The sequence below is a fragment of the Citrobacter sp. H12-3-2 genome (genome assembly GCF_009649895.1).
Classification (GTDB): Bacteria; Pseudomonadota; Gammaproteobacteria; order Enterobacterales; family Enterobacteriaceae; genus Citrobacter; species Citrobacter portucalensis.
Genome location: NZ_CP045837.1, coordinates 442,756 through 456,468, shown reverse-complemented (window position 1 = coordinate 456,468; position 13,713 = coordinate 442,756). Strand labels below are relative to the sequence as shown.

Below are 13,713 nucleotides of genomic sequence, written 5' to 3'. Positions count from 1 at the left end.
CGCGGGGGCTACCCAACCTGCATCCGATTACTCTTCGCTGAACAGGTCGCCGCCGTGCATGTCGATCATTTCCAGCGCCTTGCCGCCGCCGCGCGCCACGCAGGTCAGCGGATCTTCAGCAACAACAACTGGAATACCGGTTTCTTCCATTAACAGACGGTCAAGGTTACGCAGCAGCGCACCGCCACCGGTCAGCACCATACCGCGTTCGGAGATGTCAGACGCCAGTTCCGGCGGGCACTGTTCCAGTGCAACCATTACTGCGCTCACGATACCGGTCAGTGGTTCCTGCAGGGCTTCCAGAATCTCGTTAGAGTTCAGGGTAAAGCCGCGCGGAACGCCTTCAGCCAGGTTACGACCGCGAACTTCGATTTCGCGCACTTCGTCGCCCGGATAAGCGGAACCGATCTCGTGTTTAATACGTTCTGCGGTCGCTTCACCGATCAGAGAACCGTAGTTACGACGAACATAATTAATGATGGCTTCATCAAAGCGGTCGCCGCCAATACGGACAGAAGAGGAGTAAACCACGCCGTTCAGGGAGATAACGGCAACTTCAGTGGTACCACCACCGATATCCACAACCATTGAACCGGTTGCTTCAGAAACTGGCAGACCCGCACCGATCGCGGCCGCCATCGGCTCTTCGATCAGGAAGACTTCACGAGCACCTGCGCCCTGAGCGGATTCACGGATCGCACGGCGTTCAACCTGAGTTGCTCCAACTGGTACACACACCAGTACGCGCGGGCTTGGGCGCATGAAGCTATTGCTGTGCACTTGCTTAATAAAGTGCTGGAGCATTTTTTCAGTCACGAAGAAGTCAGCAATAACGCCGTCTTTCATTGGGCGAATTGCAGCGATATTGCCCGGCGTACGACCCAGCATCTGCTTCGCATCATGACCTACTGCAGCCACGCTTTTCGGCGAACCGGCACGATCCTGACGAATGGCCACAACAGAAGGCTCATTCAATACGATGCCTTGTCCTTTTACATAAATAAGGGTATTCGCGGTACCCAGGTCAATGGACAGGTCATTGGAAAACATGCCACGAAATTTTTTCAACATACTAAGGGATAATCCTGAAAGCTGGGGCGGAAAACAAAATCCGCTTACTTTACCAACCACACGCAGCAGCGACAAGGCGCAAAAATCATCTGCTACGGTGAAAATTAGTGCAGTTCGTTTCCTTTGTTACAAAACCGGCCTGAGTCCATCAGGGCTGAATAAATCAGCAGCACTCCTCGCTTTTGTTTGCAACCTGTCAAAGGTCATTCACCTGCATGTTTGCTGTTACAACCTGGCGAGCAGGCAAGCACACCCCCAGAAGGCACAGCGCGCGTTATTCTACGTGAAAACAAATTAAACGGCAGGTTAAACCGAGTATCTTTGCGAATATTTTTTCACGTTAGTGTCAAGTGGTTGTGATGCGGCAAAAAAATCTCCTTGCCCACCCGCAACTCCGCGTTCTGTCAGCGTATGCCACTCACTACGCGAACGTACGCCCGTGGCGTAAACCTGCGTGGGTGTTTCCGAACAGGCCTCCACCAGGCTTTGAACCAGAAGCTGATTTTCCGTTCGCTTATCAATGTTCCTCACCAGACTTGGATGAAGCTTCAATAACTCAACGTTAAGCTCTTTGATCCAACTGGTGCTCACCAGCGTTAACCCCGCCTGCGTAACGGCAATACGCACGCCCAGCGCATTCATCAATCTGATGACAGGCTGTAACCGGCTGATATGTTGACAGACATCTGCCTCAGCAAGTTCAATAATTATGCGTTTGCGTAATGATTTTTCGCACTGCATCAGCGTATCACGCAGCCAGCGCTGAAAACGTGGACGAATAAGCGATTCAACCGTTGTCTGCATCGCCAGATTTTCCTGCGGCCAGTAGCCCAAAAGCAGGATCAGACGGCTTATCTGCAAACGGTCATATTCTTCTGCCAGACCAAATTGCAGGACCATCGGCATATATTCCGCCGAAATGACCTCTTCGTTGCCATCAAAAATACGGCACATCAACTCCCGATGGTGCACCCGGCCTTCGCGCGTTACCGCAGGCTTTTGATAAATTCTTGGCCCGCCCCGGCTGAGCATCTGTTCGATCAGCGTTCGCCAGCGTACGTTGCCCCGACCTTTTTCCGGCAGCGAGTCATCATAGACCGACCAGCTATTTCCGCCCTGCAATACCGAATTCCGGGTGGCGGCTTCAGCATGATCCATCACTTGCTCCGGCGACTGACCGCTGCGGCAAACGCAAATGCCAATATGAACCATATCGGCACGATCGATCATTTTATTAGCCGGAAGTGCATCTACCGCTTTTAATAATTGCCCGGCGATACTTTCCGCCTCTTTCAGCGTACGGTGCGGCAGCAGAATAGCAAAATCGCTACGGTGGTAGCGCGCCAGCAACGCGCCCGGATAGCGCGTCATAAAAGTCGACAACAAATTGATCAGCGTCGAGATTTGTTCTTCCGCGAGGGTGATTCCCCAGCTATCGCGCAGCAGCGTAAAGTCCGGCAGGCGCACCATCATCACGACGCCATGCGAGCCTACTTTTTCCTGATCTTCCAGCAGCGTGGCCAGTTGGTTATCAAAGAACAAGCGGTTGCTTAGCCCGGTTTTTGTATCCTGCGCGACATAGGAACGAATCAGCGTATCCAGGCGGCTGCGTTGCTCGCGGGCATTTTGAATTTCAGTCAGCAGCATATCGAGCGCACTGCTGGTACGCGCAGGCCATTCATAGACCGTTCCCCGCACGTTCGGTCCACGTTCGCCGTTCAGAATACGCGTAGAACGGATCTCCAGCAGCTCCTGACCCGAAAGCTGACGCTGAAGCCAGCGCACAGACAAAAAGAGCATCAGAATAATGAAAGCAATGGCTATCGTGAGCGGCGCGGTGGTCAGTAGCGAATGGAAATAGTTACCCATCGGATCCTGATAAACCAGACGCAATGACATACCCGGATGCTTGACCAACGGTACGGTAATCTCGTGGTAGAGATTGTTTGTCCCTGCCGGTCGGTAGCTGCTGGTCCGGGAGTGGTCATACACCACGTTTTCGCCCTGCAACAGTTCGATGCGCACGATATCAACAGAAACCATCAGTTCATCGATTTGCGGGGTTAACGCAACGACATCTCTGGAGACCAGATGCGTATCAATCGCCGTCGCGACCGCATGAACGCGCGTGGTGAACTTATATTGAATAGCGTTGTAGAAACTCAGCGAACAGCCGATCAGAGTCACGAAGATCGTTAACCCAGTAAGCAGCGTGACAAAAGCTGAAAATTTCGTCGTTAATCGCATCCTTGTGTTAACTCCGACAGTTATGAAACAGGCCTGAAAGTGATAAATCGACTCTAAAATGCAAAACTGACCGCAAAATCCGCCAATTTATACAAACTGTGAGGGCATACTACCAAATCAGGTATATCTGGCAATTTATTGCGCAGAATCGGCATCATGTTTTGATTAGCGAGTATAGTCTTCATTATTAATTTTCCAATCCACTATACGATTTGAGGACAGGTTATGCAGGCTTTGATCTTAGAACAGCAGGACGGAAAAACCCTCGCATCCGTTCAACCCCTCGACGAAAATCAGCTACCGGAAGGCGATGTAACGGTGGATGTCCACTGGTCAAGCCTGAACTATAAAGACGCCCTGGCTATCACCGGCAAGGGAAAAATCATTCGTAATTTTCCGATGATTCCTGGTATCGATTTCGCTGGTACCGTGCGTGCAAGCGAAGATCCCCGTTTTCATGCGGGTCAGGAGGTTTTACTGACCGGTTGGGGCGTAGGTGAAAATCATTGGGGTGGACTGGCAGAACGCGCACGCGTGAAAGGCGACTGGCTGGTTGCGCTGCCAAAAGGGCTGGATGGACGTAAAGCCATGGTCATCGGTACCGCTGGCTTTACCGCCATGCTTTGCGTCATGGCGCTTGAAGATGCAGGAATTCGTCCGCAAGACGGTGAGATTGTCGTCACTGGTGCCAGCGGAGGCGTGGGCAGCACGGCCGTTGCGTTACTGCATAAGCTGGGTTATCAGGTTGCGGCGGTTTCGGGTCGTGAAAGCACCCACGACTACCTGAAAAGCCTGGGCGCTAATCGTATTCTTGGCCGTGATGAATTTGCTGAATCTCGCCCGCTGGAAAAACAGCTGTGGGCTGGCGCGGTGGATACCGTTGGCGACAAAGTTCTGGCGAAAGTCCTCGCGCAGATGAACTACGGCGGCTGTGTTGCCGCCTGTGGCCTGGCGGGCGGTTTCGCTCTGCCAACCACGGTGATGCCATTCATTCTGCGTAACGTTCGTTTGCAAGGAGTGGACTCGGTGATGACCCCGCCGGCACGCCGTGCAGAAGCCTGGGCGCGTCTGGTTAAGGATCTGCCGGAATCTTTCTATGCTCAGGCGGCAACGGAAATTACGCTGGCGGATGCGCCGAAGTTCGCCGATGCCATCATCAATAACCAGGTGCAAGGCCGTACGCTGGTGAAGGTGAAGTAACAGACCCTGGCGCAGAAATTTACACTTAATTAACGAAATTTCGCGGCACATCTACAGACTCCCTGCCATATTAACTACGCGTCCCCTGTCAGTTATGACGCGTAAGCCGGGAGTCTGTTATGAAGAAATTACGTCCATTTACAGAAGCCGACGTCACTGACGAGTCGGCTTTTTTTATGCAGCGTCGCCATGTGCTGAAAGCATTAGGGATCAGCGCAGCCGCGTTGTCTTTACCCCACTCTGCGCAGGCTGACCTTCTGAGTTGGTTTAAGGGTAATGACCGCCCGCCCGCGCCCGCGGGAAAGCCGCTTGATTTCAGCAAGCCCGCCGCCTGGCAAAATTCGCTTCCTTTAACCCCAGCGGATAAAGTTTCTGGCTACAACAACTTCTATGAATTCGGTCTCGACAAAGCGGATCCGGCAGCCAACGCAGGTAGCCTGAAAACCGATCCGTGGACATTAAAAATCAGTGGTGAGGTCGCCAAACCACTCACTCTCGATCACGATACCTTGACCACCCGTTTCCCGCTGGAGCAACGGATTTACCGCATGCGCTGCGTGGAAGCCTGGTCAATGGTCGTGCCGTGGATTGGTTTTCCGTTACATAAACTGTTGGCGCAGGTAGAACCCACCAGCAATGCGAAGTATGTCGCGTTCGAAACGCTGTACGCTCCGGAAGAAATGCCTGGGCAAAAAGATCGCTTTATTGGCGGCGGGCTGAAGTATCCCTATGTAGAAGGGTTGCGCCTGGATGAAGCGATGCACCCACTCACACTGCTTACCGTGGGGGTTTATGGTAAGGCCCTTCCGCCACAAAATGGCGCGCCCATTCGCTTAATTGTGCCGTGGAAATATGGATTTAAAGGCATTAAGTCGATCGTGAGTATCAAACTCACGCGCGAACGCCCTCCGACAACCTGGAATCTGGCCGCGCCCAATGAATACGGGTTTTATGCCAACGTGAATCCGCATGTCGATCATCCCCGCTGGTCCCAGGCCACTGAGCGTTTTATTGGCGCTGGCGGTATTCTGGACGTACAGCGTCAGCCTACGCTGATGTTTAACGGCTATGCCGAAGAGGTTGCGTCACTGTATCGCGGACTCAATTTGCAGGAGAATTTTTAAGTGCGACTGACCGCAAAGTATATTACCGGGCTGAAAGTTTGCCTGCATCTTGCCGGTTTTTTGCCGTTTATCTGGCTATTTTGGGCGATAAATCACGGCGGCCTGAGCGCCGATCCGGTCAAAGATATCCAGCACTTTACCGGTAGGACAGCTCTGAAATTCTTGCTGGCGACCTTGCTGGTCTCTCCACTCGCGCGCTACGCTAAACAGCCATTATTGATACGCACACGTCGCCTGTTAGGGCTATGGTGTTTCGCCTGGGCAACACTGCATTTAACCAGCTACGCGTTACTGGAACTGGGCATTAATAATCTGGCGTTGTTAGGGCGGGAATTAATTACGCGACCTTATTTAACCTTGGGCATTGTCAGTTGGGTCATATTATTCGCCCTCACCTTAACGTCCACGCAGGCTGCACAGCGAAAGCTGGGTAAAAACTGGCAGTATTTGCACAACTTCGTCTATCTTGTGGCGATCCTGGCACCCATACATTATCTGTGGTCGGTAAAAACTATCTCCCCTCAACCGATTATTTATGCAGCACTCGCTGCGGTGCTGTTAGCGTGCCGTTACAAGAAGTTTCGCCAGTGGTGGCGGTAGTTTCACGATATGTGCAGTGCGTTGCAAAACACGGACGATCCGATTTTCTTTACATGTTAACGGTTGATTATCTTCCCTGATAAGACCAGTATTTAGCTGCCAATTGCTACGAAATAGTTATAATGTGCGACTTTGCTATCCCCGGTAGCGTTTTTAAGGCGCTGAAAGGGTGACAATCGCATATTGAAGGTATATTTTGTCTTTTACCCGAAAATGGCAGAAGATAGCCGCACAATGACTAACAAGTCTGGCAATCTCACTTAATGGCAGCAGCACCCAGTGCAGCGCCTGAGATGCGTGGCATCTTGTCACTCACTGTTATAAAAATGCTATACAGACGGCGGTAAAACGCCTGTCACAATCTCACTAAACAAAGAGTACGGAACCCACTCATGGATATTCGTAAGATTAAAAAACTGATCGAGCTGGTTGAAGAATCAGGCATCTCCGAACTGGAAATTTCTGAAGGCGAAGAATCTGTACGCATCAGCCGTGCAGCGCCAGCTGCAAGTTTTCCGATGATGCAACAGGCTTATGCTGCACCAGTGATGCAGCAACCAGCTCTGTCTAACGCTGTCGCACAAACTGCCTCTCCAAGTATGGAAGCTCCGGCAGCAGCGGAAATCAGTGGTCACATCGTACGCTCCCCAATGGTTGGTACGTTCTACCGCACCCCGAGCCCGGATGCTAAAGCGTTCATCGAAATCGGACAGAAAGTGAATGCGGGCGATACCCTGTGCATCGTTGAAGCCATGAAAATGATGAACCAGATCGAAGCCGACAAATCCGGCGTAGTTAAAGCGATCCTGGTAGAAAGTGGTCAACCGGTAGAATTTGACGAGCCGCTGGTCGTCATCGAATAACGAGGCGAACATGTTGGATAAAATTGTTATCGCCAACCGCGGCGAGATTGCCCTGCGTATTCTTCGTGCCTGTAAAGAACTGGGCATCAAGACTGTCGCTGTGCATTCAAGTGCGGATCGCGATTTAAAACACGTATTGCTGGCGGATGAGACGGTCTGTATCGGCCCGGCTCCGTCCGTAAAAAGCTATCTGAACATCCCGGCTATCATCAGCGCCGCTGAAATCACCGGCGCGGTGGCAATTCACCCGGGCTATGGCTTCCTCTCTGAGAACGCCAACTTTGCTGAGCAGGTAGAGCGTTCTGGCTTTATCTTCATCGGCCCGAAAGCCGACACCATCCGCCTGATGGGCGACAAAGTGTCTGCAATCACCGCGATGAAGAAAGCGGGCGTACCGACAGTCCCAGGCTCTGACGGCCCGCTGGGCGATGACATGGACGCTAACCGCGCTCATGCTAAACGCATCGGCTACCCGGTTATCATCAAAGCCTCCGGCGGCGGCGGCGGTCGCGGTATGCGCGTCGTGCGCAGCGATGCCGAACTGGCACAATCCATCTCCATGACCAAAGCGGAAGCAAAAGCCGCTTTCAATAACGACATGGTCTACATGGAGAAATACCTGGAAAACCCACGCCACATTGAAATTCAGGTGCTGGCTGACGGTCAGGGTAACGCGATTTATCTGGCAGAACGTGACTGCTCCATGCAGCGTCGTCACCAGAAAGTTGTCGAAGAAGCACCAGCGCCGGGCATTACCCCGGAACTGCGTCGCTACATCGGCGAGCGTTGCGCCAAAGCGTGTGTTGATATCGGCTATCGCGGGGCGGGTACTTTCGAGTTCCTGTTCGAAAACGGCGAGTTCTACTTCATTGAGATGAACACCCGTATTCAGGTTGAACACCCGGTAACCGAAATGATCACCGGCGTTGATCTGATCAAAGAGCAGCTGCGCATCGCAGCGGGTCAACCGCTGTCCATCAAGCAGGACGAAGTTGTGGTTAAAGGCCATGCGGTAGAATGCCGTATCAACGCCGAAGACCCGAACACCTTCCTGCCAAGCCCGGGTAAAATCACGCGTTTCCACGCACCGGGTGGCTTTGGTGTGCGTTGGGAGTCTCATATTTACGCAGGCTACACCGTACCTCCGTACTATGACTCAATGATCGGTAAGCTGATCTGCTATGGCGAAAACCGCGACGTCGCTATCGCCCGTATGAAAAACGCATTGCAGGAACTGATCATCGACGGTATCAAAACCAACGTTGACCTGCAGATCCGTATCATGAATGACGAGCACTTCCAGCACGGTGGAACCAATATCCACTACCTGGAGAAAAAACTCGGACTTCAGGAAAAGTAAGCGTGCGTTAACCGAAAAGGCCGGAAATTCCGGCCTTTTGTTTTTCTCCCCTCCCGCACGTGCCATAAGGTACAATCCCCGCTTTCTTTATCCACAAGGGACAAAAAATGGACGCTCGTTTTGTTCAGGCCCATAAAGAGGCGCGCTGGGCGCTGTGGCTAACCCTTTTATATCTGGTCACATGGTTAGTGGCCGCTTACTTACCAGATTCAACGCTGGGTTTTACCGGCTTACCGCACTGGTTCGAAATGGCCTGCCTGCTAACGCCGCTGGTTTTTATCGTGCTGTGCTGGGCGATGGTGAAGTTTATCTATCGCGATATTCCGTTGGAGGATGACGATGCAGCTTGAAGTTATTTTTCCGCTGGTCGCCTATCTTCTGGTGGTCTTCGGTCTCTCAGTTTATGCCATGCGCAAGAGATCGACCGGTACCTTCCTGAATGAATATTTCCTCGGCAGCCGCTCCATGGGCGGCGTCGTGTTAGCGATGACGCTAACGGCAACCTACATTAGCGCCAGCTCGTTTATTGGCGGTCCTGGTGCCGCTTACAAATACGGACTGGGATGGGTGCTGCTAGCGATGATCCAGTTGCCGGCCGTATGGCTCTCATTGGGGATTCTTGGTAAGAAATTCGCCATTCTGGCACGCCGTTATAATGCGGTTACCCTCAACGATATGCTATTTGCACGCTACCAGAGCCGCCTGCTGGTATGGCTGGCGAGCCTCAGCCTGTTGGTCGCGTTTGTCGGGGCAATGACCGTACAGTTTATTGGCGGCGCACGTTTGCTGGAAACCGCAGCGGGTATCCCCTACGAAACCGGTCTGCTGATTTTTGGCGTCAGCATCGCGTTATACACGGCGTTCGGCGGCTTTCGCGCCAGCGTGTTGAACGACACCATGCAGGGCATGGTGATGCTGATTGGTACTATTGTTTTGCTGGTCGGCGTTGTTCATGCTGCCGGTGGCCTCAGCAATGCGGTGGTAACCCTGCAGACTATCGATCCTAAACTGGTTTCGCCGCAGGGCGCTGATGACATTTTGTCACCCACGTTTATGACCTCATTCTGGGTGCTGGTATGCTTTGGCGTGATTGGCCTGCCGCATACGGCGGTACGCTGTATCTCTTATAAAGACAGTAAAGCGGTACACCGCGGCATTATCATCGGCACCATCGTGGTGGCGATCCTGATGTTTGGTATGCATCTGGCGGGCGCCCTGGGACGGGCGGTAATCCCTGACCTGACGGTACCGGATCTGGTAATCCCTACGCTGATGGTCAAAGTCCTGCCGCCGGTCGCTGCCGGGATCTTCCTCGCCGCACCTATGGCTGCGATTATGTCGACGATCAATGCCCAATTGCTGCAAAGCTCCGCTACGATTATTAAGGATCTGTACCTGAACCTTCGCCCGGAACAGCTGGAAAACGAAACCCGGCTGAAACGCATGTCGGCAGTGATTACCCTGCTGCTGGGCGCGTTACTGTTGCTGGCCGCCTGGAAACCGCCAGAGATGATTATCTGGCTGAATCTGCTGGCGTTTGGCGGGCTGGAAGCCGTCTTCCTGTGGCCGCTGGTGCTGGGCCTCTATTGGGAGCGGGCAAACGCGTCAGGCGCATTGAGCGCGATGATTGTCGGCGGCGTGCTTTATGCTCTACTCGCCACCTTTAACGTTCAGTTCCTGGGCTTCCACCCAATCGTGCCCTCGTTACTGATAAGCTTGCTGGCTTTCCTGATAGGCAACCGTTTCGGTTCCGCCGTCCCGCAAGCCGCCATATTGACTACTGATAAATAAAGAGTTTTGCCATGCCATGGATCCAACTGAAACTGAACACGACCGGTGCCAACGCTGAAGAGTTGAGCGATGCGCTGATGGAAGCGGGCTCCGTTTCCATTACTTTCCAGGATACGCATGATACGCCGGTATTTGAACCTCTGCCGGGCGAGACTCGCCTGTGGGGTGATACCGACGTTATCGGCTTGTTCGATGCAGAAACCGACATGAAAGAAGTAGTTGCTATCCTGGAACAGCATCCGCTGCTGGGTGAAGGCTTCGCGCATAAAATCGAACAGCTCGAAGACAAAGACTGGGAACGCGAATGGATGGATAACTTCCACCCGATGCGCTTTGGTGAACGTCTGTGGATTTGCCCAAGCTGGCGCGATGTCCCGGATGAGAATGCTGTCAACGTGATGCTGGACCCGGGTCTGGCGTTTGGTACAGGCACGCACCCCACTACCTCTCTGTGCCTGCAATGGCTGGACGGTCTTGATCTTAACGGCAAAACGGTTATCGACTTTGGCTGCGGCTCTGGCATTCTTGCCATTGCGGCACTGAAGCTGGGTGCGGCGAAAGCCATTGGCGTGGATATCGACCCGCAAGCGATTCAGGCCAGCCGTGATAACGCCCAGCGTAATGGTGTTTCTGAGCGTCTGGAGCTTTATCTGCCGAAAGACCAGCCAGAGGCGATGAAAGCCGACGTGGTGGTCGCCAACATCCTTGCTGGCCCATTACGTGAACTGGCTCCGTTAATCAGCATACTGCCCGTTGAGGGCGGTTTGCTGGGGCTTTCTGGTATTCTTGCCAGCCAGGCGGAAAGCGTCTGTGAAGCCTATGCCGATCTCTTTACGCTCGATCCGGTTATCGAGAAAGAAGAGTGGTGTCGCATTACCGGTCAGAAAAAATAATCCCTTCCGGCGTGGTTATCTGACCACGCCATTTTCAGACAATTGACCAGCATACCGACACTTTCCTCAGCGATATAATAATCAATTGATTTTGTTATTTTTTATATTGATTCTCGTTGAGTAAACGTATGCGTTTCAACTGTTTTACAACAACTTTGCTGGCAGCATGCATGATGCCACTGACCACACTGGCCGTACCATGGGGATATACCGAAGAAAACGGCCCCGCACGGTGGGGAGAAATCAGCAAAGCGTATGCAACGTGCCAGACAGGCATAAACCAATCCCCCATAGACATCCAGACCACCACAACCAGTAAACTCGGTCTCCCCGCGCTGAACATGCAGTACGTCGATGGCCCAACCAGATTTCGGAGCATTAACCATACGTTGCAAGCAACGATGAGTAGCTACGCATCTAATTCTATTGAAATTGATGAAACGCTTTATTATTTAAAACAATTTGATTTTCATGCCCCGAGCGAACATACCCTCAACGGTAAAACCTATCCGCTGGAGCTGCAGCTGGTCCACAAAAATCAATCCGGAGACATCGCTATCGTGGCGGTTATGTTTGATATCGGCGAACCAAACCAGGCGATTCAAAATTTGTGGGAGTCCTTTCCAACCATGGAGGACAGCAGCATGGCCATCTTCTCGCCGGTCGATATCCACCAGCTTTTACCCGACAATAAAACCTACTGGCGCTACCGTGGTTCGTTAACAACGCCTCCCTGCACCGAAGGCGTCACCTGGACTATCCTGAAAACGCCTGTTGCTCTTTCTGCCGAACAAATGGATAAATTCCACTACATTGTTGGGCCAGCAAACAATCGCCCGCTGCAGCCGTTGAATGAACGCAAGATTACGGACAGCTATTCTGGGGATACCGAGATCCTGTACTAAAATGAGGTAGCGATCACACAATGACGAGGTAATTTGCTGATTAATTCAGCAGAATATCTTGTCAGTACCGTCTGCAGCTGAAGAAAAAATGAGAAGTTACGCAAAATTATATGTGTATATAAAATCGACACATTTTTATAATGCGATGATTTATATGATTAAATATTTTCATGCGTTCACATTTACGGCAATTCATTGATCCACCTCAGTGGATTGGTCAAAGTTTGGCCTTTCATCTCGTGCGAAAAATGCGTAATATACGCCGCCTTGCAGTCACAGTATGGTCATTTCTTAACTCATGCGCATCGGACAATACCAGCTCAGAAATCGCCTGATCGCAGCACCTATGGCTGGCATCACTGACAGACCATTCAGGACGCTGTGCTATGAGATGGGAGCAGGATTGACAGTATCCGAGATGATGTCTTCTAACCCGCAGGTTTGGGAAAGTGACAAGTCTCGTTTACGGATGGTGCACGTTGATGAGCCAGGAATTCGCACGGTGCAAATTGCCGGTAGCGACCCTGTTGAGATGGCCGATGCCGCACGTATTAACGTGGAAAGCGGCGCCCAGATTATTGATATCAATATGGGGTGTCCGGCTAAAAAAGTGAATCGCAAGCTCGCAGGTTCAGCCCTCTTGCAGTACCCGGATTTAGTGAAATCGATACTAACCGAGGTCGTCAATGCAGTGGACGTTCCTGTCACACTCAAGATTCGCACCGGCTGGGCTCCGGAACACCGTAACTGCGTAGAGATTGCCCAACTGGCTGAAGACTGTGGCATTCAGGCTCTGACCATTCATGGACGCACCCGCGCCTGTTTGTTCAATGGAGATGCTGAGTACGACAGTATTCGGGCAGTTAAGCAGAAAGTTTCCATTCCGATTATCGCGAATGGCGACATTACTGACCCGCATAAAGCCAGAGCTGTACTCGACTATACGGGGGCGGATGCCCTGATGATAGGACGTGCAGCTCAGGGAAGACCCTGGATCTTTCGGGAAATCCAGCATTATCTGGACACTGGGGAGCTGCTGCCCCCGCTGCCTCTGGCAGAGGTGAAGCGCTTGCTTTGTGCGCACATTCGGGAACTGCACGACTTTTATGGTCAGGCAAAAGGGTACCGAATTGCGCGTAAACACGTATCCTGGTATCTCCAGGAACACGCTCCGGATGACCAGTTTCGGCGCACATTCAACGCCATTGAAGATTCCAGCGAACAGCTGGCGGCGTTGGAGGCATACTTCGAAAATTTTGCGTAAACAGAAATAAAGAGCTGACAGAACTATGTTCGAACAACGCGTAAATTCTGACGTACTGACCGTTTCTACCGTTAACTCTCAGGACCAGGTAACTCAAAAGCCCCTGCGTGACTCGGTTAAACAGGCACTGAAGAACTATTTTGCTCAATTGAATGGTCAGGATGTGAATGATCTCTATGAGCTGGTACTGGCTGAAGTAGAACAGCCCCTGTTGGACATGGTGATGCAATACACCCGCGGTAACCAGACCCGTGCTGCCCTGATGATGGGCATCAACCGTGGTACGCTGCGTAAAAAACTGAAAAAATACGGCATGAACTGATACTAATCAGTTAAATGTTTGTTTTAAAAGGCGCTACTCGGCATGGGGAAGCGCCTTTTTTATTGACGTCACA

The 13,713-nt window shown here is 52.1% G+C and carries 14 protein-coding genes; 12 read left to right on the top strand and 2 right to left on the bottom strand.

Going from position 1 to position 13,713, the window contains the following annotated elements; genetic code table 11:
• Positions 1 to 27 precede the first annotated feature (27 nt).
• Positions 28 to 1,071 (bottom strand): rod shape-determining protein MreB, encoded by a 1,044-nt coding sequence (gene mreB / locus GHC22_RS02240; protein WP_000913396.1) that lies wholly within the window; start codon positions 1,069 to 1,071, stop codon positions 28 to 30.
• On the opposite strand from mreB, the gene GHC22_RS02235 reads away from it, so the two are divergent.
• Positions 1,049 to 1,369 carry a hypothetical protein gene (locus GHC22_RS02235; protein WP_153752135.1) on the top strand — a complete coding sequence of 107 codons (321 nt, stop codon included), beginning with the start codon at positions 1,049 to 1,051 and terminating at the stop codon, positions 1,367 to 1,369. The two genes, mreB and GHC22_RS02235, sit on opposite strands and share 23 nt — an antisense overlap.
• Positions 1,370 to 1,377: 8 nt before the next feature.
• Here the strand turns inward: GHC22_RS02235 and csrD are convergent, their stop codons facing one another.
• Entirely contained in the window at positions 1,378 to 3,318 is a 1,941-nt protein-coding gene (gene csrD / locus GHC22_RS02230; protein ID WP_153752133.1) for an RNase E specificity factor CsrD, read from the bottom strand.
• 225 nt (positions 3,319 to 3,543) lie between these two features.
• On the opposite strand from csrD, the gene GHC22_RS02225 reads away from it, so the two are divergent.
• From GHC22_RS02225 to fis, 11 genes are all read left to right on the top strand, one after another.
• A complete protein-coding gene (locus GHC22_RS02225) occupies positions 3,544 to 4,518 on the top strand; it encodes an MDR family oxidoreductase (RefSeq protein ID WP_003828832.1) in 975 nt (324 codons plus the stop codon).
• 119 nt (positions 4,519 to 4,637) lie between these two features.
• Positions 4,638 to 5,642 carry a protein-methionine-sulfoxide reductase catalytic subunit MsrP gene (msrP, locus tag GHC22_RS02220; RefSeq protein WP_057067970.1) on the top strand — a complete coding sequence of 335 codons (1,005 nt, stop codon included), beginning with the start codon at positions 4,638 to 4,640 and terminating at the stop codon, positions 5,640 to 5,642.
• Positions 5,643 to 6,242, top strand: coding sequence for a protein-methionine-sulfoxide reductase heme-binding subunit MsrQ (gene msrQ / locus GHC22_RS02215; protein ID WP_153752132.1), 600 nt, complete (start codon positions 5,643 to 5,645; stop codon positions 6,240 to 6,242).
• Between the two features lie 392 nt (positions 6,243 to 6,634).
• A complete protein-coding gene (gene accB, locus GHC22_RS02210; protein WP_003025210.1) occupies positions 6,635 to 7,105 on the top strand; it encodes an acetyl-CoA carboxylase biotin carboxyl carrier protein in 471 nt (156 codons plus the stop codon).
• 10 nt (positions 7,106 to 7,115) lie between these two features.
• Complete coding sequence (accC, locus tag GHC22_RS02205; protein ID WP_003828838.1) at positions 7,116 to 8,465, top strand: acetyl-CoA carboxylase biotin carboxylase subunit; 1,350 nt, start codon at positions 7,116 to 7,118, stop codon at positions 8,463 to 8,465.
• 107 nt (positions 8,466 to 8,572) lie between these two features.
• Positions 8,573 to 8,815, top strand: coding sequence for a YhdT family protein (locus GHC22_RS02200; RefSeq protein ID WP_003828839.1), 243 nt, complete (start codon positions 8,573 to 8,575; stop codon positions 8,813 to 8,815).
• Positions 8,805 to 10,256 (top strand): sodium/pantothenate symporter, encoded by a 1,452-nt coding sequence (gene panF, locus GHC22_RS02195; protein WP_020996361.1) that lies wholly within the window; start codon positions 8,805 to 8,807, stop codon positions 10,254 to 10,256. Before GHC22_RS02200 ends, panF begins: the two co-directional genes overlap by 11 nt.
• Positions 10,257 to 10,267: 11 nt before the next feature.
• Complete coding sequence (prmA, locus tag GHC22_RS02190; protein WP_100271853.1) at positions 10,268 to 11,149, top strand: 50S ribosomal protein L11 methyltransferase; 882 nt, start codon at positions 10,268 to 10,270, stop codon at positions 11,147 to 11,149.
• 170 nt (positions 11,150 to 11,319) lie between these two features.
• Positions 11,320 to 12,054: a carbonic anhydrase gene (locus GHC22_RS02185; protein ID WP_223849040.1), complete on the top strand. Its 735-nt coding sequence runs from the start codon at positions 11,320 to 11,322 to the stop codon at positions 12,052 to 12,054.
• A gap of 298 nt (positions 12,055 to 12,352) precedes the next feature.
• On the top strand, positions 12,353 to 13,318 hold the full coding sequence (gene dusB, locus GHC22_RS02180; protein ID WP_008785970.1) for a tRNA dihydrouridine synthase DusB: 966 nt from the start codon (positions 12,353 to 12,355) through the stop codon (positions 13,316 to 13,318).
• 25 nt (positions 13,319 to 13,343) lie between these two features.
• On the top strand, positions 13,344 to 13,640 hold the full coding sequence (gene fis / locus GHC22_RS02175) for a DNA-binding transcriptional regulator Fis (protein ID WP_000462905.1): 297 nt from the start codon (positions 13,344 to 13,346) through the stop codon (positions 13,638 to 13,640).
• Positions 13,641 to 13,713 lie beyond the last annotated feature (73 nt).

Excerpts from the sequence above, each read along its gene's own strand:
- GHC22_RS02225 (WP_003828832.1), top strand. The coding sequence starts at position 3,544 with ATGCAGGCTTTGATCTTAGAACAGCAGGACGGAAAAACCCTCGCATCC.
- fis (WP_000462905.1), top strand. The coding sequence starts at position 13,344 with ATGTTCGAACAACGCGTAAATTCTGACGTACTGACCGTTTCTACCGTT.
- GHC22_RS02235 (WP_153752135.1), top strand. The coding sequence starts at position 1,049 with ATGCCACGAAATTTTTTCAACATACTAAGGGATAATCCTGAAAGCTGG.
- dusB (WP_008785970.1), top strand. The coding sequence starts at position 12,353 with ATGCGCATCGGACAATACCAGCTCAGAAATCGCCTGATCGCAGCACCT.
- panF (WP_020996361.1), top strand. The coding sequence starts at position 8,805 with ATGCAGCTTGAAGTTATTTTTCCGCTGGTCGCCTATCTTCTGGTGGTC.
- accB (WP_003025210.1), top strand. The coding sequence starts at position 6,635 with ATGGATATTCGTAAGATTAAAAAACTGATCGAGCTGGTTGAAGAATCA.
- GHC22_RS02200 (WP_003828839.1), top strand. The coding sequence starts at position 8,573 with ATGGACGCTCGTTTTGTTCAGGCCCATAAAGAGGCGCGCTGGGCGCTG.
- msrP (WP_057067970.1), top strand. The coding sequence starts at position 4,638 with ATGAAGAAATTACGTCCATTTACAGAAGCCGACGTCACTGACGAGTCG.
- GHC22_RS02185 (WP_223849040.1), top strand. The coding sequence starts at position 11,320 with ATGATGCCACTGACCACACTGGCCGTACCATGGGGATATACCGAAGAA.
- mreB (WP_000913396.1), bottom strand. The coding sequence starts at position 1,071 with ATGTTGAAAAAATTTCGTGGCATGTTTTCCAATGACCTGTCCATTGAC.
- prmA (WP_100271853.1), top strand. The coding sequence starts at position 10,268 with ATGCCATGGATCCAACTGAAACTGAACACGACCGGTGCCAACGCTGAA.
- accC (WP_003828838.1), top strand. The coding sequence starts at position 7,116 with ATGTTGGATAAAATTGTTATCGCCAACCGCGGCGAGATTGCCCTGCGT.
- csrD (WP_153752133.1), bottom strand. The coding sequence starts at position 3,318 with ATGCGATTAACGACGAAATTTTCAGCTTTTGTCACGCTGCTTACTGGG.